The organism is Dethiothermospora halolimnae, assembly GCF_037577855.1.
Lineage (GTDB): Bacteria > Bacillota > Clostridia > Tissierellales > VENL01 > Dethiothermospora > Dethiothermospora halolimnae.
Genome location: NZ_JBAKFX010000046.1, coordinates 1 through 18,801, shown reverse-complemented (window position 1 = coordinate 18,801; position 18,801 = coordinate 1). Strand labels below are relative to the sequence as shown.

General features: G+C 29.0%; 18 protein-coding genes. 16 read left to right on the top strand and 2 right to left on the bottom strand.

All coding sequences use genetic code 11. The features are described 5' to 3' along the window. The first annotated feature begins 10 nt into the window (after positions 1-10). The 13 genes from V6137_RS15620 (at position 11) to V6137_RS15560 (ending at position 14,443) form a co-directional block, all read left to right on the top strand. Positions 11-946: an aminoglycoside phosphotransferase family protein gene (locus V6137_RS15620; RefSeq protein WP_425448888.1), complete on the top strand. Its 936-nt coding sequence runs from the start codon at positions 11-13 to the stop codon at positions 944-946. 154 nt (positions 947-1,100) lie between these two features. Further along, on the top strand, positions 1,101-1,760 hold the full coding sequence (locus tag V6137_RS15615) for a sugar phosphate isomerase/epimerase family protein (protein WP_425448887.1): 660 nt from the start codon (positions 1,101-1,103) through the stop codon (positions 1,758-1,760). A gap of 89 nt (positions 1,761-1,849) precedes the next feature. Beyond that, entirely contained in the window at positions 1,850-3,040 is a 1,191-nt protein-coding gene (locus V6137_RS15610) for a hypothetical protein (protein ID WP_425448886.1), read from the top strand. A gap of 235 nt (positions 3,041-3,275) precedes the next feature. After that, complete coding sequence (locus V6137_RS15605) at positions 3,276-4,583, top strand: response regulator (RefSeq protein ID WP_425448885.1); 1,308 nt, start codon at positions 3,276-3,278, stop codon at positions 4,581-4,583. A gap of 24 nt (positions 4,584-4,607) precedes the next feature. Beyond that, positions 4,608-5,783, top strand: a complete 1,176-nt coding sequence (locus tag V6137_RS15600) for an HDOD domain-containing protein (RefSeq protein WP_425448884.1) — start codon at positions 4,608-4,610, stop codon at positions 5,781-5,783. A 30-nt stretch (positions 5,784-5,813) separates the two neighbouring features. Beyond that, positions 5,814-6,860 carry a response regulator gene (locus tag V6137_RS15595; RefSeq protein ID WP_425448883.1) on the top strand — a complete coding sequence of 349 codons (1,047 nt, stop codon included), beginning with the start codon at positions 5,814-5,816 and terminating at the stop codon, positions 6,858-6,860. 521 nt (positions 6,861-7,381) lie between these two features. Beyond that, positions 7,382-8,326, top strand: a complete 945-nt coding sequence (locus V6137_RS15590; RefSeq protein WP_425448882.1) for an exonuclease domain-containing protein — start codon at positions 7,382-7,384, stop codon at positions 8,324-8,326. A gap of 363 nt (positions 8,327-8,689) precedes the next feature. Next, the gene (locus tag V6137_RS15585) at positions 8,690-9,946 is read left to right on the top strand and encodes an MDR family MFS transporter (RefSeq protein WP_425448881.1); all 1,257 of its coding nucleotides are present in this window, start codon (positions 8,690-8,692) and stop codon (positions 9,944-9,946) included. A 187-nt stretch (positions 9,947-10,133) separates the two neighbouring features. After that, positions 10,134-10,508, top strand: coding sequence for a GntR family transcriptional regulator (locus V6137_RS15580; RefSeq protein WP_425448880.1), 375 nt, complete (start codon positions 10,134-10,136; stop codon positions 10,506-10,508). Continuing rightward, positions 10,508-11,383, top strand: a complete 876-nt coding sequence (locus V6137_RS15575) for an ABC transporter ATP-binding protein (RefSeq protein WP_425448879.1) — start codon at positions 10,508-10,510, stop codon at positions 11,381-11,383. The genes V6137_RS15580 and V6137_RS15575 overlap by 1 nt, the downstream gene beginning before the upstream one ends. Beyond that, complete coding sequence (locus V6137_RS15570) at positions 11,383-12,057, top strand: ABC-2 transporter permease (protein ID WP_425448878.1); 675 nt, start codon at positions 11,383-11,385, stop codon at positions 12,055-12,057. The genes V6137_RS15575 and V6137_RS15570 overlap by 1 nt, the downstream gene beginning before the upstream one ends. 326 nt (positions 12,058-12,383) lie before the next feature. Continuing rightward, on the top strand, positions 12,384-12,827 hold the full coding sequence (locus V6137_RS15565; protein WP_425448877.1) for a GAF domain-containing protein: 444 nt from the start codon (positions 12,384-12,386) through the stop codon (positions 12,825-12,827). Beyond that, positions 12,818-14,443 carry a thiamine pyrophosphate-binding protein gene (locus V6137_RS15560; RefSeq protein ID WP_425448876.1) on the top strand — a complete coding sequence of 542 codons (1,626 nt, stop codon included), beginning with the start codon at positions 12,818-12,820 and terminating at the stop codon, positions 14,441-14,443. The genes V6137_RS15565 and V6137_RS15560 overlap by 10 nt, the downstream gene beginning before the upstream one ends. 45 nt (positions 14,444-14,488) lie before the next feature. On the opposite strand, the gene V6137_RS15555 is transcribed toward V6137_RS15560, so the two are convergent. Next, positions 14,489-14,698 carry a hypothetical protein gene (locus tag V6137_RS15555; RefSeq protein WP_425448875.1) on the bottom strand — a complete coding sequence of 70 codons (210 nt, stop codon included), beginning with the start codon at positions 14,696-14,698 and terminating at the stop codon, positions 14,489-14,491. A gap of 199 nt (positions 14,699-14,897) precedes the next feature. Between V6137_RS15555 and V6137_RS15550 the strand changes: the two genes are divergently transcribed. From V6137_RS15550 to V6137_RS15540, 3 genes are all read left to right on the top strand, one after another. Next, positions 14,898-15,389 (top strand): methylated-DNA--[protein]-cysteine S-methyltransferase, encoded by a 492-nt coding sequence (locus V6137_RS15550; protein WP_425448874.1) that lies wholly within the window; start codon positions 14,898-14,900, stop codon positions 15,387-15,389. Positions 15,390-15,503: 114 nt separating this feature from the next. Beyond that, on the top strand, positions 15,504-17,444 hold the full coding sequence (locus V6137_RS15545) for an SLC13 family permease (RefSeq protein ID WP_425448873.1): 1,941 nt from the start codon (positions 15,504-15,506) through the stop codon (positions 17,442-17,444). 37 nt (positions 17,445-17,481) lie between these two features. Then, entirely contained in the window at positions 17,482-17,847 is a 366-nt protein-coding gene (locus V6137_RS15540; RefSeq protein ID WP_425448872.1) for a YidH family protein, read from the top strand. 108 nt (positions 17,848-17,955) lie between these two features. On the opposite strand, the gene V6137_RS15535 is transcribed toward V6137_RS15540, so the two are convergent. After that, positions 17,956-18,663, bottom strand: coding sequence for a creatininase family protein (locus tag V6137_RS15535; protein ID WP_425448871.1), 708 nt, complete (start codon positions 18,661-18,663; stop codon positions 17,956-17,958). Positions 18,664-18,801 lie beyond the last annotated feature (138 nt).

The window sequence follows — 18,801 nt, the reverse complement described above, 5'->3', positions numbered from 1 at the left end:
GTGATTAGTTATGAGTAAAACTGATAAGGTTGGGAGTATAAGAGAAATATTTATACAAATATCATCTAACAAAAAAGAAAAAATTGTTAATATAGATAGAATTATAGATAATAAATTAAATAAAATATATGACGTATATCATATAAAAACCAATAAAGATGAATATATACTAAAAAAGTATAAAAAAGAATATGAAGCTAAGATATATGAAACATTTTTTGTTAATAGGGGTTTATCAGTGCCTAAATATATGGGAAAAACTATGGATTCAAAAGGAAATCTATGGTTTCTTATTGAATATATACAGGGAAATGATTTTGAGGATAAAAGCCTTAATGACTATACTAAATTAGCCCTAGAGCTAGTAAGAATACACTCTAAGTTTATGGATATTGACGGTAATGATTATGGATTTATGAGGGATAGTCATAAGATAAGAAGTGAGAAAATTTTAAAACTTAAAGATTTAGTTGATAATAACAGTATAAATTGGGATAAAGGAATAATTAATACTTTAGAGTATGGACTTAAAAGGTTTCATGATGGACCTAAAACTTTAATTCATGATGATCTATTACCAATAAATATAATAGGTAAAGAAGATAATATAAAGATTATAGATTGGGGATTTGCATCAATAGGTTGTTATTCCCATGATATAGGTAGATTATTGGGAGATTATAAAAATGATAAGGGAGATTTATGGGTCAATAAATTATGGCATAAAGAAATTTTGTCAGTCTATTACAATGGACTTTGTAGTAGCTGTAGAGAGGATATTTCTTGGGAGGATTTTATTATTGACTATCATTGTTCAAAACTTTGGAATTATGGAGATATAGTTTTATCCCATATATTTAATGATTGGGAAGTCACAGACTGGTATAGGTTAAACTTTGAAAATATGATTAATATAGTTCATATTATTAAAGATAAATTAACATAGTAAAAATTATAAGGACAAGTTAAGGTCAAGGGGGGAGATTACAATTAATAATATTAATATATTAAAATGTATTGGCGATGTAAATACATTTGAACCAAATCTAATAAATGACTTATCATTGGGCATAGAGATACAGAGTTTTTGGCAAGAAACAATGGATGATAATTGGGAGGATATTGTGTTAGAATATCAAAAAAAGTTAAAAGATTTTAATGGCATAGTTTCATTACATAGTCCATGTTATGACTTGAATCCTGGTAGTACAGATAAAAAGATATTAGATGTTACTAGATATAGGTATTTACAAGCTATAAAATATAGTAAGTTGGTGGGGGCTTCATATATAATATTTCACTGTCAAATGGATCCATTGTTAAAGGTACCAGAGGTTAAGAAAAGGAAGTTAGATAACCATATTAAGTTTTGGAAAGATATGATCAATAACATTGAAGATACAGATATAACCTTTTTACTAGAAAATGAATATGACTATGATTATAAAGATTTATTATATGTTTTAAAAGGGGTAGATTCACCTAGATTAAAATGCTGTTTAGATACTGGCCATGTATTGGCATACTCTGGTATAGATATAGAGGAGTGGGTAAAAAATCTTAAAGAACATGTTAAATATGTTCATCTCCATTGGAATGATGGAAATAGTGATGCCCATCAGAGACCCAATAATGAATTTTTATTATATATAAAAGAAATTTTTAATGAATATAATATAAATCCTATAATAACTTTAGAGTACTATGGTCTAAAGGATATAGTTAGTGAGTCAAAAAGAATAAGAAAAGTATTATATTGACTAGGATGATTACATATGCAAAAGGCTATATTAACTAAGTTAATGGGATTGTAGTTAACAGAAATAGACATAAAGGAGATTTGATAAAGATGAAAAAATTGGATATATATCATTTCGGTGATGGGGGAACTTATGATGAATACAATCCCTTTTATGTATTTGAAAAAACAAAAGCAATAGAAATAGTATATTTGATAGCTTCAAATGAACCATATACCATAGATAAAAGCATTATACAGAAAAAACTTAAGATGTCATGGGAAACATGTATAGAAACATTAAATTCCCTTGAGAAGATTAAGGCTATTGAAAGAAAAAATGATAAATATAAAGTGAATTTTACTATAATACTTGAAAAGGACATAGATATAATAGATAAATTCTCTAAAGCTTTGGCTGAAAGACTGGGAGATAAAATTATAGGATTAGAGGAGAGGATAAATGATAAGTTATCTGAACTAAAGGATTATGGAGTATTTCCTAACTCTAGATTATTATATCATATCTTAGGGGCTGATATATTTGATGGAATTGCATTTGATTACTTTGGAGAACGGGATTTATTTGCTGTATCAAAAAAGCAGCCTGATAATAGAGATTATATATTAGTTGGATATGAGAACAGTGATAAGGTTAGGAAATACAGTAAAAAACTATTATGTAGCCACAATGGATATACGATAGATAATTTTAAGTTTGGAAGCTTTGGAGATTGTGATGGAGATAGAAGGGATATGTATAGATTTTTTAGAAAAGTTGAAAGTTCCATAGGAAAAGCCACAAACTATGAAAAACTAAATGTTTCATATAATAAGCTTAATTATAATCATAATGTTATGATTATGAGAGATTGTTTTAAATTATTTACTAAGATTTTAGTAGATAAAGTCAGTATAACTGATTTAAGCAATAATGAAAAGCTTATAGCAGATTTTTTAAATGAACTTGATTATATAAATATAGATAAAAAGTCCCATATTATAACGAGAAAAGTACCTACATTTAGGGGGAACGATAATAAAGTTATTGAAGAAATAGCCCAGTTAGTATTATCTGAGATATATGAAGATATAAAAGTAGCATTTAATAATATCCATAATGAGCTTATAACTTTGACTCCAGTTAAACATGGTATTGATATTAAAGAAGTAGCCAATGAGTTATGGCATCAGATATTTGGTTCCATAAACGAATATTTCATTATAAAAGAATTTTTTGAAAAACCCTTTTATAATGAAGGGGAAGGTAGATATTTAAGATGTGTAAATATTTGTGATTAAGATAAAAAAGCCAAAGGAAACCATCGAATGAATTCGATGCTACGGCGGAGACGGTGTATGTAGGAAAATAAATAGGAATAAAGGCACCAAAGTAGAGGGGAATTCATTCCCCTTTCTTATCATAAAAAATATGAATTTTCAGAAAAAAATGGGGTATAAATTTAAAAATATATTTTATTTTAATATGGAAATTATACAACTTTATACTTAAGAAAGAAAACATAAGGAGGCAGTCATGAATATACTTATTGTTGATGATTCAAAGTTGAACTTACAAATGGCAAAAAATATAATTGAAGAAAATAAACTAGATTGTGAAATAGCTTTATGTAACTCAGGAAATGAAGCTCTTGAATACTTAAATGGAAATAAGGTAGATATAATATTGTTGGATATAGTTATGCCAGGACTCAGCGGGATAGACGTATTAAAAAAAATAAAGTCTAATGATGAATTTAAAGATATACAGATAATAATGTTTACATCCATTACTAGAAAAGAAGCTTTAAAGGAAAGCTTTGAAAATGGAGCGGTGGACTTTGTAAATAAGCCCATAGAACCTACCGAGTTTATAGCAAGAATAAAGTCTGCCATGAGGGAAAGGAAGTACAAACTTAGTCTAAAAGAAAATTTAGATGTTATAGCAAATCAAAATGAAGAATTAGTAAAGTTAAATAAGGAATTAAAAGAAACCCAATACTATCTGGTTCAAAAAGAAAAATTAATAGCAATAGGTCAACTCGCTGCAGGAGTTGCCCATGAGATAAATAATCCATTGGGATTTGTATCAAGTAACACTGAAACATTATCAAAATATATAGAGAAATTTAAAAGAGTTATGAAAGAGTATAATGAGTTGGTAGATACTATAGATGATAAAGGGATATCCAATGGAGAGATAACATCTAAAATTGAGGAAATTAAAAATAATCAAAAGAAACTTCATATTGATTTTATTATAGAAGACTTAGATATACTTTTAAGTGATACATTTAAAGGAATAGATAGGGTAAAAAAAATAGTTGAAAGTCTAAGGAACTTTGCAAGACAGGATGATCAAAAGGAGTCTAGTTATCATAGTATTAATGACATAATAGAAGAAACTCTATTATTAACTAAAAATGAATCAAAATATACAATAGACATAAGAAAACATCTAGAGGAAATTCCAAATATATTATGTAATAAAACCCAAATAGGACAAGTGTTATTAAATGTCATAATGAATGCTGTTCAGGCAATAAATGGAGAAAATCGAGAAGAAAGGGGACAAATTAATATTTATACCAGCAAGGACCAAGATTATATAACTTGCAAGATAATAGATAATGGACCTGGGATAGAAAAAGAAGTATTAGATAAAATATTTAATCCATTTTTCACAACTAAGGAAATCGGAAAAGGAACTGGTTTAGGACTAAGTATATCCTATGATATTATTGTAAATAAACATAAGGGAGACATTACAGTAGACAGTGAAGTTGGAAAGGGTACAATGTTTAAAATAAAGTTACCAATAAACAGAAACAGTGAAGACAGTTAATTATAGGGTATAGGGGGGATTTAAATGGAAAGGAATATATTAATAGTAGATGATGAAAAACAAATATTAAGGTCTTTAAATAGGTTGTTTTTAGATACTAATTATATAATCCATCTAGCTAATGGAGGAAAAGAAGCCTTAGAAATATTAGATAGACAAGATATGGATATGATTATAACAGATATTAGAATGCCTTTAATGGATGGTTATCAACTGCTAAAGGAGGTAAAAAAGGGTTTTCCATCGGTATTACGGGTAGCCTTAAGTGGATATACGGATAATGATAAAATTCTTAGAGCTTTAGAAGGAAATTTAGCTAAATTATATATGTTTAAACCGTGGGATAATGAAAAACTTCTAGATACAATTAAAAAAATATTTGAACTAGAGGATATTTTAAAGGATAAACATATACTAACAACGATAAATAATTTAGACCAGTTACCTACTATACCGAACCTTCACAATGAGGTGTGTAAACTAATAGAAAATGATGCCGATATAGATAGTATAGCTAAGAAAATAGAAGAGGATCAGTCTATATCATCAAGACTACTTAGAATTTCAAACTCTGCTTTTTGGAAAGTAAAAACAGGTTCAATAAAATCGGCCATAATGTATATAGGGCTTTTAAGTACTAAAAATATAGTTATAAGTAATAGTTTATACTCATTAAAAAGTGTAAATGGATTTATAGAGGATTTGTTATGGAAGCAAGTAAATATTACAAATAAACTTCTATTATTTTTATATGATAATATATTTGATGAAAAGATCCCAGAAACTTATAGGACAGCAGGATTATTACATAATATAGGGGTATCTGTATTATTAGCTAATTATAAAAAAGATTATACAGAAATAATAGGTCTGCTTAAAAGTAATAATGAGAAGGGGGCTTTAGAGTTAGAAAGGAATAAATTTGGAGTTACACATCAGGAAATTGGAGGATATTTATTGAATTGGTGGGAGTTACCATACCCGATGGTAGAAGGAGCTTTATTTCATCACGACCCATTAAATGAGAATATTATTCATAGAGAACTTGTTATATTAGTATATTTAGCAAAGCATTATGCATGGAGATTGCTAGGATATAAGGAACATGCTGAAGAGTTAGATAAAGAAGTATTTAAAGTATTAGGCATAACAGAAAATGAATGTGAAAAGTTGATAGAAAAATTTGATATAGAAGAATAATACTTAACTTTGAAGGGATGGTGATAACATATGGAAAATAGAACTGTTTTATTTGTTGATGATGAACCTTCAATCATAGGCTCATTAAGAAGGGGACTATTAGATGAAAAATATAATAAGGAATTTGCATACAGTGGAGAAGAAGCACTTAAAATAATGGAAGAAAAAGATATTGATGTAATAGTAACAGATATGAGAATGCCAGAAATGAATGGTCTAGAATTACTAAAAATAGTTGCAGAAAAATATCCTGATGTCATAAAAATGGTATTAAGTGGTTATACTCAACTTCCTCAAATATTAGCTACAATAAATCAAGTAGATATATTTAAATTTATAACAAAACCATGGAATCTAGATGAGGAATTGATACCAATAATTAGAAAAGCCATAGAAACATATAATATGAAATTAGAAAATGAAGAATTAAAAAAGAAATTAGAAAAGAAGAACCAGTTGTATGAAAAGATATTAAAGTCAACTGAAGATAAATTTTCTCAGTATAAAAAAGACTATAAGGATATAAAAAATTTAAATAATTATATTTTTGATTACTTTAAAATTATGTTAGGAAAAGAAAATTACGAAGATAAAGATGAAATTATAAAGGATATAAAAATTATTAAAAGTATATTGGGAAACTTTGTAGACTCAACACCTACCGAAGAAAAAGAGTTTAATGTTAAAAAGCTAGTAAAGGATTTGACTGAATATATTAGTGAAGAAAATTATACAAATAAAATAGAGATAAACTTAAATGGAGTGACTAATTTTAAATGTAAAGGAAACTATAAACTTTTAGTCAATATGCTAAAATCTAGTATGTCAAGTTACTTAAATAACAATGAAAACAATTCACTAAGAATATCGGTAATGACAAAAGACCTAGAAAACACCGTTGAAATTTATTTTATAATAGAGTTATTTAATAGCATGAACCAAGATAATATGAAAAGAATTAAAACCTTGGTGGCAATTATGACCCATGTAATGGAAAATACCATGGGATATATAAAACTGCAAACTGAAGGAGATAAAAATACATTGGTTCTAATGGGAAAATTTGATTCCAAGTAGTATTTAAAGATTATATCAAAATATTTTTAATTTAATATTATAAAAGTATAATGTGCTATGCTAAGGAGACCTAATATTATAGGAATAATGGCTCTAATATATTTTTTATGGAAAATATAATAGTAGGACAAACTAATAAAGAAAATGGAACCTAATATACCCCGGATATTTCTATAAATTAATGAGTTTAAGTCTAATATAAGAAATATAATAAATAGAATTAAAAAAACTACCTTTGTGTTATCGGATAACTTACGCATGAAACTCTCCACCTTTATTTGTAATTTATAAATATATTATATATAATTAACTTTTAAAAATATGTAGAAAAATGAAGTGCTGTGGATATATATAAGTTTTCTAATATATAGTGAAAGGCTCTTAGTGAATATTAAATTTCATAGATACCCCTATCTCATCCTTTAGCAATAAGTTTCCATTAATAATTATATCTCGTCCATTGAAATAGAAGAAAAAAATGATATCATATAATATATATGTATTATAAGGAGAGATATATAATGGATTTTGTATCAATAGATTTTGAAACGGCAAATGAAAAAAGGAATAGTGCCTGTTCCTTAGGTATTACTGTTGTTGAAAATAATAAAATAGTTGAGGAGAAATATTGGCTTATAAAACCCTATGAAATGAGATTTAAACCTATGAATGTATGGATTCACGGTATTGTTGAGGGGGATGTGGAAAATGAGCCTAGAATGGACGAGCTATGGGATGAAATAAGACCATATTTAGAAAATAAATTTGTAATAGCCCATAATGCTTCCTTTGATGTTAGTGTATTAAGAAATACATTAGACTGTTATAATATACCCTATCCAGAGTTTGACTATGCCTGTACTGTTGTAATGGCAAAGACATTTTACCCCCATCTTAGAAATCATAAACTTAATACAGTTGCAAAGTATTTAGGAGTTGAATTTAAACATCACCATGCCAGCGAAGATGCAACGGCTGCAGCGGAAATATTATTAGATATTATAAAAGAACTTAATATAGAGACTGTAAATGAATTAAGTAGGGAATTAGATTTAAAAATAGGGAGATTATATCCAGGGGGATATAAAGCAGCGGGAGCTTTAAAGAAAAAGGGCAATAAAAAAACTAAGGCAAAACCTAAAGCAGTAAGACTAGAGGATTTAAATCCTCCTATAGGCAAAGTTAAATGTAATAATCTATTTTCTAATAAAACGGTGGTATTCACAGGACCCCTATCATCTTATAAGAGAAGTGAAGCTATGAGAAAAGTTGTAGAAGTAGGAGGAAAAGTAGGGAGTAGTGTAACCAGAAAAACTAATTATCTTGTAACTGGAATTTGTAATATAGATAAACTTCCCTATGATAAAAAAAGTAATAAACTTAAAAGAGCAGAGGAGTTAATAAAAAGGGGACAAGATATAAAAATAATATCGGAAGAAAAATTTCTTGAGGTTATTAATGGTTAGATAAATATTATTTAGTAAAATGGACTGGGGATACCTAGTCCATTTTTAAGAAATAAAATATCTTAGCTAAATAAATATTAGCCCACATATATATATCTTATTGACCTCTTTATATTTCCTTTTCTTCTCAAGGTAAAGGGCGAGTTTTAGTTTAATTTGTTTGCAGATTTCAATATAATCTATATTTTCATAAAATGGTATAATTTAATCAATACTTGACTATATATAGTCAAGTATTGATTAAATTATACCATTAAGCACCGCTATCAACAAAAATTTTTCAATAGAAAATCTTTGATATTTAACTAAAATTCAATTAAAATGTTTGTTAATAACTATTTGAATGTATAAGGAGGAGTAAAAGTGAAGGAAATAAGTAAGTATATAGAGCCCTACAAAGGACTCCCCATGAGTATATATGTTATATTTTTTGCATCAATAGTAAATAATATGGGGAATTTAGTTGGACCATTTTTAACAATGTTTCTAACATATAATGCAGGAATTGATGTTGGAATAGTAGGGGTTATAGTTGCATTAACTGCAGCAGTAGGTATGATAGGGGCCATGATAGGTGGAAAACTGATAGATCAAGTAGGAAGAAAAAAGATACTTATAATATTTAGAACTATAGCAGGAATAGGGTATGCAATGTGTGCATTTATAGAGAGTCCAATATTTATTTCATTAGTGCTAATACTGGCAAGTTTTTTCGGAGGTTTTTCTAAACCAGTATATGATACTATAGTTACAGATTTAACTGAAGGGAAACAGAGGAAAGCGGCATTCTCTCTTAACTATATGGCTATGAATATAGGATATTCAGTGGGTCCATTATTAGCAGGTTTTTTATATAAAAATTATTTAATGTGGCTATTTTTAGGGGATGCCATTACTACTTTGATATCTGTATTACTGGTAGCAATATTTGTTCCTGAGACCATGCCAGATAAAGTAGAGTTAAATGGGTCAAAAGATAAAGCATATGAAAATGCTGAAGAAGGAAATCTAGTGACTGCTATTATTAAGAGACCAACACTATTAGTCTTTTCTTTTATTATAGTGATATATTTTGTAGTATTTTCTCAATTTAACTTTGGACTTTCATTACAGACGGGAGATATTTTTAAAGAGGATGGTCCTACAATATTTGGAAGTCTTATGACGATAAATGCTTTATTATGTAGTATAATAACTGTATTCTTGACATCATTAACTAAAAATCTAAAACCATCTTTAAATATATCAATTGGAGGAGGATTGTATGCTATTGGCTTTGGAATGATATTTTTTATAGATACATATTTTATGTTTATTATTTCAACCATAATATGGACAGTAGGAGAAATCTTTGTTGCAACGAATACAGGTGTATATATAGCAAATCATACTCCTATAACCCATAGAGGCAGGTTTAACTCTATATTTCCAATGATAAGAAGAGTAGGATTTATGGTAGGACCAATAATTGGAGGATGGTTTATAAAATACACAAATATAAGAAACTTATGGCTATTGGTAGCAGGATTATCAATAATAGGTGCAGCAATGATGTATAAGTTATACACGGTAGATAATAGAGTAGGTAAAGAAAATAAACTTAGAAAAGCATATAAATAAAATATAAACTTAGGACACAAGGCTACCTTTCTGCCTTAGAACATTAATAAAGGAAGATAAATGTCCAGTTGCTGGGGGATTCGTAATCCTCCAGCTTATTTTTTATATTAAAAGATTATTTATTGACAGCCGTGTATATATAATATATACTGTATATAAACAACATATACAGTGAAGGGAGAGAAGAATGCTAATAAGTATTTCTAACAATAATCCAGATCCACTATATAAACAGGTAAAGGACCAAATGATAGAAGCTATAGTAACAGGAGAATTAAAAAAAGATGATAGTTTACCTTCTATTAGAAAGATGGCAAAGGAGTTAAAGATAAGTGTTATTACTATAAAAAGAGCATATGCTGAAATGGAAAGCGAAGGATATATATATACAAGACCGGGACTAGGTTCCTATGTTACAGGCATTAACAAAGATGATTTAAGGAGAGAAAAAATGAAAGAGATAAGAGGCAAACTTAAAGAAATTGTTGATGATGGGAAGAGTTTAGATATTGACATTAAAGATTTAATTAATATTCTAAGGGAAATGGAAGGTGATTATTAATGGAGAACATTCTAGAGGTTAAAAAACTAAGAAAAGAGTACAAAGAGTTTATTTTAAAAGATATAAGTTTCAAATTGCCAAGGGGTTATATCATGGGTTTTATAGGGCCAAATGGAGCAGGTAAATCCACAACAATAAAATCTTTAATGAATCTATTAAATATAGATGGTGGAGATATTAAAATATTTGGCTTAGATTATAAAAATAATGAGGAGGAGATAAAAAATAGAATAGGATATGTGGGAGAAGAGCAACACTTTTATTTAGATATGACAGTAAAATGGACTGGAAACTTTATAGCTCAATACTATAATGATTGGGATAATAATAAATTTGATAACCTACTTAAAAGGTTTAATGTAAGCAAGAGTAAGAAGATAAAGGAATTATCCAAAGGAATGAGGGTAAAGTTATCCTTAGCCTTAGCCCTTGCCCATAACCCAGAGTTACTTATATTGGATGAACCCACTTCAGGATTAGATCCTGTTATAAGAAGAGAAATATTAGATATATTGATGGAAGTGATTGAAGATGAAAATAAATCTGTATTACTTTCCTCCCATATAACTGAAGACATAGAGAAAATAGCTGATTATATAACTTATATAATAGATGGAAAAATAGTTTTATCCGATGCAAAGGAAAATATCGTTTCTAATTGGAAAAAAGTAAAAATAAAGAGTGACCTTATTAATAAAGATATAAAAAGATACTTGGTAGGAATAGAAGAAAACTTTTTTGGAGTATCTGCCATAACAAGCAATTATTCTATGTTAAAGGAACAATTAAAAAGACATGGTGGTAGTAATGGAATTAAAGTTGAAAATGCGTCTCTTGATGATATTTTAGTGTCATTTGTTAAGGAGGAAAAATAATGGGATATATTATATTTAAAGATATTTACAGTTGCAGGAAGTCTATATTAATTTATATGGTTATTGCTATAGGATTTATAATGACAGGTTTTGGAGGGGAAAATTCAAACTTTGTAGGAATAGTTATTATGATGATGACCTATGGAACCGCTACCAGAATACAGTATGATGAAGAAAAACATATGGGATATAGTTTTTTAAGAACATTACCTATAAGGAGTTATAAAATAGTAGCTAGTAAATTTTTAACTTCATTTATATTAGCTGTCTTTACAGTTGTTTATACTTTTGGACTATTAGTGATATTACCAAAGGGACAAATAAATGATGAAGGTATAATAGTTATAGTTGCTACCTTCAGTGTAGCTTTAATACTTACTGGAATCTTTCATTTGATGGTTTATAAATATGGCTCATCGAAGGCTTTAACATATACACGAATTTTCTTTTTCAGTTTTTTCTTTATTCCTTTTATAGGTTCATATATAACTGACTTATTAAAAAAAATTACTTCAAAAGAAGCAGTAATGGATATGATAAATAAAATAAGTGGTCTTTTTGAAAATTTAACTATATCAGGGAATATAGTTTTACTATTAATTGTGGGGTTTTTGGTATATTTTTTATTAATGCTAAGGAGTATAATTATATTTAATAAAAAATCGGCAGTATAATGAAATTACTGTAAAAAATACAGTCTATGGCATAGTAGGTCTTCTAGAAGAAAGCTTAAGGGCTTCAATATATTTGAAGCCCTACATAAATCTATGGACTTATTAATTCCCTGCACTCTGCACCTTGCACCCTGGGCTTAACAAAGAAGCACGAAGGTGTTTTTTGCATTAAAAGTATTTAGATGATAAATAGGCTATCACAAAAATGCTGTAAAAAGTTGACTTATTGCTAAATTTAGCATAAAATAAATAATAATGTTTAATCTGGAAGTCTCAAACCAATGCACAATTACTTAAATTTAAAGTGTTTTAATGGAGGATTTTATATGAAAATTTCAAAACTAGAAAAGTTATTCAGTGAAATCTCTAGTATAACGGGACTTGAAAATATAGGTTGTCATAGAGTTAGTGAAGAAAGACTGATACCTATACATAAAACCACTAGGGGACTTAATATTAACAAATGGAAAAAAATTCATAATAAAAAACCGGCCTATATAAGCGATAGTTGTATTTTGGAGGATGTAGTATATAATCAAAAAATTGTAGTTATAAAAGATGTGGAAAACCATGAAGGATATACAGAACATTTAATGGAACTTAATATAAAGAGCTTATTAATGATACCTATAATAGAAAATTCAAAGGTATATGGTTTTATTCAGGGAGTCTCTATAGGAAAGAAATGTAGTTTTACATATAGACAAATTGAAAAGTGTGTAGACATAATAGATTCATATAAAGAAGGCCTAGTGCAATTATGCGAGTAGCTGGTGCAGTATTAACATATCTCGAGAAAAATGATGTAAAATATATATTTAGTATACCAGCCGGAACCACTAGTGCCTTATCAGATGCTATAGCTGATAGTAAGATTAAAGCTATAATAACTAAAAATGAAGCCGGTGCTATTTATTCTGCACAAAAATATGCCAGTATTTCAAGAAAGCTTGGGGTCTCTATAGTAGCAGGAGGAGTAGGTATAAATAATGGTATAAATGGTATAGCCGATGCTCAAAGAAGTAAAACACCATTGCTAATAATAAGTGGTTGTGTACATAGATGGCAAATGGGAAAAGGAGCTATACAAGAATTAGATACTGAAAAAATGATAGGGCATATAACTAAGTATAGTAAAACTGTTCGAGGGGAAAATGAGGTTTTAACTGAAATCAAAAAGGCTATTGAAATAGCTTTTACCCCCCCATTTGGACCTGTGCATATTTCGATACCTATAGATGTTCAGACTTCTAAAATGGCTATTGACTTACCTTCAAAAGTCTCTTTCGTAAATAATGAAGAACAATATGATTTAAATAAACTAAATGAAGCTATATCTATAATAAATAGTGAGGAAAAAGGTATAATAATGGTAGGAAAAGGTTGCAGAGGTCTATCAAAAGAAGTTAAATGTTTAAGTAAACATTTAGATTGGCCTATTATAACTACACCGGAGGCAAAAGGAGTCATACCTATAGATTTTAAATATAACTTAGGTAACTATGGCTTTTCTAGTACTGATGCTGCTAAAGATTATGTGAAAAATGGAGATGCCACATGTATATTGATTTTAGGAAGTAGTTTAGGAGAATCGGCAACTAGAAACTTTAATGATATATTAGTTAAAAATAAAAAAGTTATACATGTCGATTGGGACAAGAGTGAGTTTAATAAAGTATTTAAAACAGATATCTCTATATACTATGACTTATCTTTTGCGATACCTAGATTAATACATAATACAAGTCAAAAAAAGAAAAGGTTTTTTAAACCTAAGCAAATAAATAAACCCTATGAAAAAAATCATACTGGTTTATCAATTAGATTGTTTATGGAAAAGTTAGTTGACTATGTACCTAATGGTCAGTTTATTTCAGATATAGGAGAATATATGAACTTCTTATTTAAGTATTTACCTATAAGGGATAATATGGACTTTGAGATAAGCTTAAATTATGGTGCAATGGGCACAGGTATAGGGGGAGCTATGGGGGCTTATTTGGCTAATCCCAATAAACAAACAGTAGTTATAGTTGGAGATGGATCTTTTGCAATGAACGGAAGTGAGATACTTACTGCAAAAGATCATAAAATGCCTATTCTATATGTAATTATAAATAATGCTATGTTAGGTTATGTACACCATGGACAATCATTTGTATATGGTAGAACCGTAGACGGGGCATTATATGATAGAATTCATATATCCCAAACTATTAAAACTTTAGGAATTAAGTCTATAACAATAAAGGATATTAGTGAAATGGATAAAATAAGTGGATTTATTAAAGATATTGATGGGCCAAGGGTTATAGAACTAATAACCGATGGTTCAGAATTACCACCTATAGCTGATAGGTTTAAGTCTGTCAGTAATAATAGATAATAAAAAGAAATGAAGATAGGAAAAGTCTATCTTCATTTCTTTTTATTATCTATAGGGGCAATCTGGATTCGGACCATAAAATCTCGGTCTCCGTCTACCATACCCAGGGGTTAGTGGATAGTTAGGGCCATATAATGGTCTGCCACAGTAGGGACATCGGGGTTGATAATTTCCTCTAGGATATTCATAATTAACATCTATTAAATCTTCCGAATATTTATTATCATTATACTCATTAGAATATTTGTAGTCCATATAATCACTCCTCATATTTTGTAGTACAATATATGAGGAATGACTGGGTAAAGTTACTATATAGATAATAATTATTATTTAATCTTATGCTATAAACATATTAAGAAAAATGATAATATAAAATAAACAAGGAAGGATGATAACATAACAATAGGTTTTGTTAAAGACAAAATAGATAATATTTTGGAGGAAGAGATTAATGAATAAAAAAATAAAATATGCTAAGGTTAATTTTATATATTTCGATTCCCCTTTGGGACTTATAGAAATACAGTCTCAGATGGATAAAATAATAGGATTGGGTTTTGTTAATGAACGAAAATATGAGGAAAAGATGAACAATCTGTTAGTAGAAGCTAAAAGACAAATAAGAGAATATTTTAATGGGGAAAGGAACAAATTTAATTTACCTATAGAAATAAATGGAACTGACTTTCAAAAGAAAGTATGGAAGGAACTTATGAATATACCATATGGAAAAGTTTTATCCTATGGGAATATAGCTAAAAATATTGGAAATGAAAAAGCCAGTAGAGCAGTGGGGAATGCCAATAATAAAAATAAAATTGCAATTATAATACCTTGTCATAGAGTAATAGGAAGTAATGGAAAACTTGTGGGATATGAAGGGGGATTATGGCGAAAAAGATGGCTTTTAGATCATGAGGGGAATTATTTAAACAATGTGTAAAGTATAACAGAACGGGTAATAAAAATTATAAGATATTAGATTAAAAATAGAATTTTCTACGGAAAGTTCTATTTTTAATTAAAAAGAAACAATATAAAGGCAGGAGATGATTAGTTGGATGGAATAGTAAGTAAGTTTACAGGGGAAAAACAAAATATTGCTAGAATCATCCCCTTTATTTTAATAATAGTTTTTATTATTTCCATTACATCTGGTAAAGTTTATGCTTATTCTAATGCTGCAAACTTAACCAGTGGTATAAATGTTGATATATTAATAATCTTAATATTAATAGTGGGATTAATAATCGTATTTTTTCTAGAGCCTGTAAGAATAGACATAATAGCATTGGCAGTACCTATTGTACTTGTATTTTTAAAACCATGGACTAATATTACAACAGAGGATGCTTTGTCTGGATTTTCTAATAAGGCAACTATTACAATTTTAGCTATGTTTATACTAAGTAAGGGAATACAACAAAATGGATTTATACATATTTTAGGTAATAAAATAGCTGAAGTAACAGGGGAAAATGAGAAAAAACAATTAATCACTATAGTAGTACTTGCAGGTATAACGGCATGTTTTTTAAATAATACTCCCGTTGTGGCCATATTTATTCCAATGGTTATGGACTTATCTAGAAAAACTAAGTCATCTCCGTCTAAACTTCTAATTCCATTATCATATGCCTCGATGATGGGAGGGATGATGACTTTAATTGGGACGTCTACAAACCTACTTGCCAGTGATATTTCAGAGCGGATTTTGGACAATCCATTTTCAATGTTTGAATTTACCAAATTAGGAGTAGTTATTTTAATAACTGGTATAATATACTTAATAACTGTGGGGTATTACCTTACTCCAAAGAGAAGAGATCCCAATAAGGAATTAACAGATGAATATAAGGTGGAAGACTACTTAACAGAAATAGTTATACCTTCAGATTCTCAACTAATTGGAGAGACAATGGAAGATGTTATAGAGGAAAGAAATATTAATGTTAATATATTGCAAATAGTCAGAAGTAACTTTGAACTGGTAGAGCCCTTATCCTCTAAAATATTAGAAGAAAATGATAAACTGCTGATTAAAACTGATAAAAAAACTTTACTGGAACTGGTAAAGACTAAGGAAATACAGTTATTACCTAAAATGAAAATTACCACAGAAAAACTTGAAAAAAATAAAAGGAAAAAGAAACTGATAGAAATAATAATTCCCAGTGACTCCTTTTTAGAAGGAAAAAGTTTAAAAGAGTTAAACTTTTTAAAACAATTTAAATCTATAGTATTAGCAATAAAAAGAGGAAGTAGTTTGAGTTATGATGAAATTGAAAATCTAAAGTTAAAATCTGGTGACATGCTCCTTATATTAGGGGATAAAAGTAGTGTTAAGGAGCTTAAGAAAAAGGATGATCCAATTATAGTAGATAAAGTTGAGACTGAAGATTTTAATAAGAAAAAAATGATGGTATCTTTAGCTATTTTACTGTTAGTAATATTCTTAGCTGCACTGGGAATAACATCTATAGTAGTATCTTCACTGTTAGGAGTTATAATAATGATTATTACTGGATGCATAAAGCCTACGGAAATATATGATGCTGTTAACTGGCAGGTGATTTTTCTATTGGCCGGTTTAATTCCTTTGGGAATAGCCATAGAAAAAACTGGTACCGCTCATTTTATGGCAAATAAATTAATAAATATAACTAGTTCTTTACCTAATATTATAATCCTCGGTATTTTCTACTTGTTTACAGCGGCTTTAACAAACCTTATTAGTAATAATGCCAGTGTTATACTTATGATACCTGTAGCTATTAACGCAGCAGAACAAATAGGGGCTAACCCATATGCATTTGTACTGGCAGTTACATTTGCTGCAAGTACAGCATTTTTAACTCCTGTGGGATATCAGACTAACTTAATGGTTTATAGTCCAGGGGGTTATTACTTTAGAGATTATGTAAAGGTTGGACTACCACTACAGATACTTTTATCTATTGTAACCCCAATATTTATATCTATATTTTGGGGAATATAAATGATAGTGTGGATTTAAGGAGAGATGATAGTTTAATATGGGTAAAAAAAAGAATGTACTTGCAGAAGAGAGGACGGATTTAGCCCATGAAAGAACTTTTTTGGCTAATGAAAGAACCTTTATTGCCTGGTTAAGAACAGGACTAGCTTTAGTTGGAGCAGGATTGGGTATAGTGAAGTTTCTTGAAAGTGAAGGACCTGATTGGGTTATGAGAATTATGGGACTCCTTCTTGTTATAACAGGAGAAGCAAGTTATATATTTGCCTATTGGAGGTATAATAGAATAAGAAAAAAGTTAGATTATGAAGCCTTGGATACGGTTCCGATATGGTTATTAATATTTATAACCATATCGGTGTTAGTAATGAGTGTGGTAAGTGGTTTAGTTATATTTAATTGGTAATAATTGGAATAAAGGCCCCGTTGGAGCTTCTTTGTTCTGGGCAGGGTGCAGAGAACAGGGATTTGGTTACTCCATAGGATATGTAGGGATTCAATATATTGAATCCCTTTAGTAGTTTTTACTTTGAATATCCTTAATTATTTCTATCATACGTTTAGAAACAGATGTATAAATCTGTTCACCCTTTTCCTTAGTAGCCTTTGTTGCATCTCCTGATAGTGCATCTTTATATATTAATTTACCGAAATCTTTAAATAAAATTCTACCGTTAATGTTTATATTATTGCTAGTAGCCTTTGACATATCAACTAAGGATTCATCTATGGCTAGGACTGCTGAAGTTTCATCTTCGCCAGCATGACCTTGTCCCTCTGTAATTTTTAATATTTCTTCTTTAAAGTCTATCCACCAATGGAATGTAACTGATACCCCGTCATTATTAGCTATTGCTTCTGCAACAGGACTAAGGGCAGATGCATTTCCACCGTGGCCATTTAATAAGACTATATTTTTAAATCCGTTTCTAATAAATTCTAAAGCGATTTCTTTAACATAATTACTAAAAGCTTCCATAGATACGTTTATAGTCCCAGGATAAGGGGAAAGGGCCCATGAATGTCCATAATTAACCGCAGGTGCTATCATTATGCTATCCCCTATTTCTTTATTTAATATTTCACAAAACTTTGACGGAATTAATATGTCAGTTGCCAGGGAACAATGATGACCGTGGGCCTCTATCATACCTATTGGTATAACAACTGTATTAATATCTTTAATCTTTTCTTTAAAAGAATCCATGTTTTCATATTTCATATACATACCAAATACCTGGTTTCTAAAACTATATCAAATAACATCATAAGAAATTATTAAGTATAGTTTTTCACTTCTTACAAAAGTGGTAGCATCACAGGATTCAGCTACTAGGGTGTAGCCCCTTGACTACAAATT

Coding starts and splice junctions, on each gene's coding strand:
- V6137_RS15575 (WP_425448879.1), top strand. CDS start 10,508: ATGGAGAACATTCTAGAGGTTAAAAAACTAAGAAAAGAGTACAAAGAG.
- V6137_RS15540 (WP_425448872.1), top strand. CDS start 17,482: ATGGGTAAAAAAAAGAATGTACTTGCAGAAGAGAGGACGGATTTAGCC.
- V6137_RS15605 (WP_425448885.1), top strand. CDS start 3,276: ATGAATATACTTATTGTTGATGATTCAAAGTTGAACTTACAAATGGCA.
- V6137_RS15590 (WP_425448882.1), top strand. CDS start 7,382: ATGGATTTTGTATCAATAGATTTTGAAACGGCAAATGAAAAAAGGAAT.
- V6137_RS15555 (WP_425448875.1), bottom strand. CDS start 14,698: ATGGACTACAAATATTCTAATGAGTATAATGATAATAAATATTCGGAA.
- V6137_RS15620 (WP_425448888.1), top strand. CDS start 11: ATGAGTAAAACTGATAAGGTTGGGAGTATAAGAGAAATATTTATACAA.
- V6137_RS15570 (WP_425448878.1), top strand. CDS start 11,383: ATGGGATATATTATATTTAAAGATATTTACAGTTGCAGGAAGTCTATA.
- V6137_RS15565 (WP_425448877.1), top strand. CDS start 12,384: ATGAAAATTTCAAAACTAGAAAAGTTATTCAGTGAAATCTCTAGTATA.
- V6137_RS15600 (WP_425448884.1), top strand. CDS start 4,608: ATGGAAAGGAATATATTAATAGTAGATGATGAAAAACAAATATTAAGG.
- V6137_RS15550 (WP_425448874.1), top strand. CDS start 14,898: ATGAATAAAAAAATAAAATATGCTAAGGTTAATTTTATATATTTCGAT.
- V6137_RS15535 (WP_425448871.1), bottom strand. CDS start 18,663: ATGAAATATGAAAACATGGATTCTTTTAAAGAAAAGATTAAAGATATT.
- V6137_RS15610 (WP_425448886.1), top strand. CDS start 1,850: ATGAAAAAATTGGATATATATCATTTCGGTGATGGGGGAACTTATGAT.
- V6137_RS15595 (WP_425448883.1), top strand. CDS start 5,814: ATGGAAAATAGAACTGTTTTATTTGTTGATGATGAACCTTCAATCATA.
- V6137_RS15560 (WP_425448876.1), top strand. CDS start 12,818: ATGCGAGTAGCTGGTGCAGTATTAACATATCTCGAGAAAAATGATGTA.
- V6137_RS15580 (WP_425448880.1), top strand. CDS start 10,134: ATGCTAATAAGTATTTCTAACAATAATCCAGATCCACTATATAAACAG.
- V6137_RS15615 (WP_425448887.1), top strand. CDS start 1,101: ATGGATGATAATTGGGAGGATATTGTGTTAGAATATCAAAAAAAGTTA.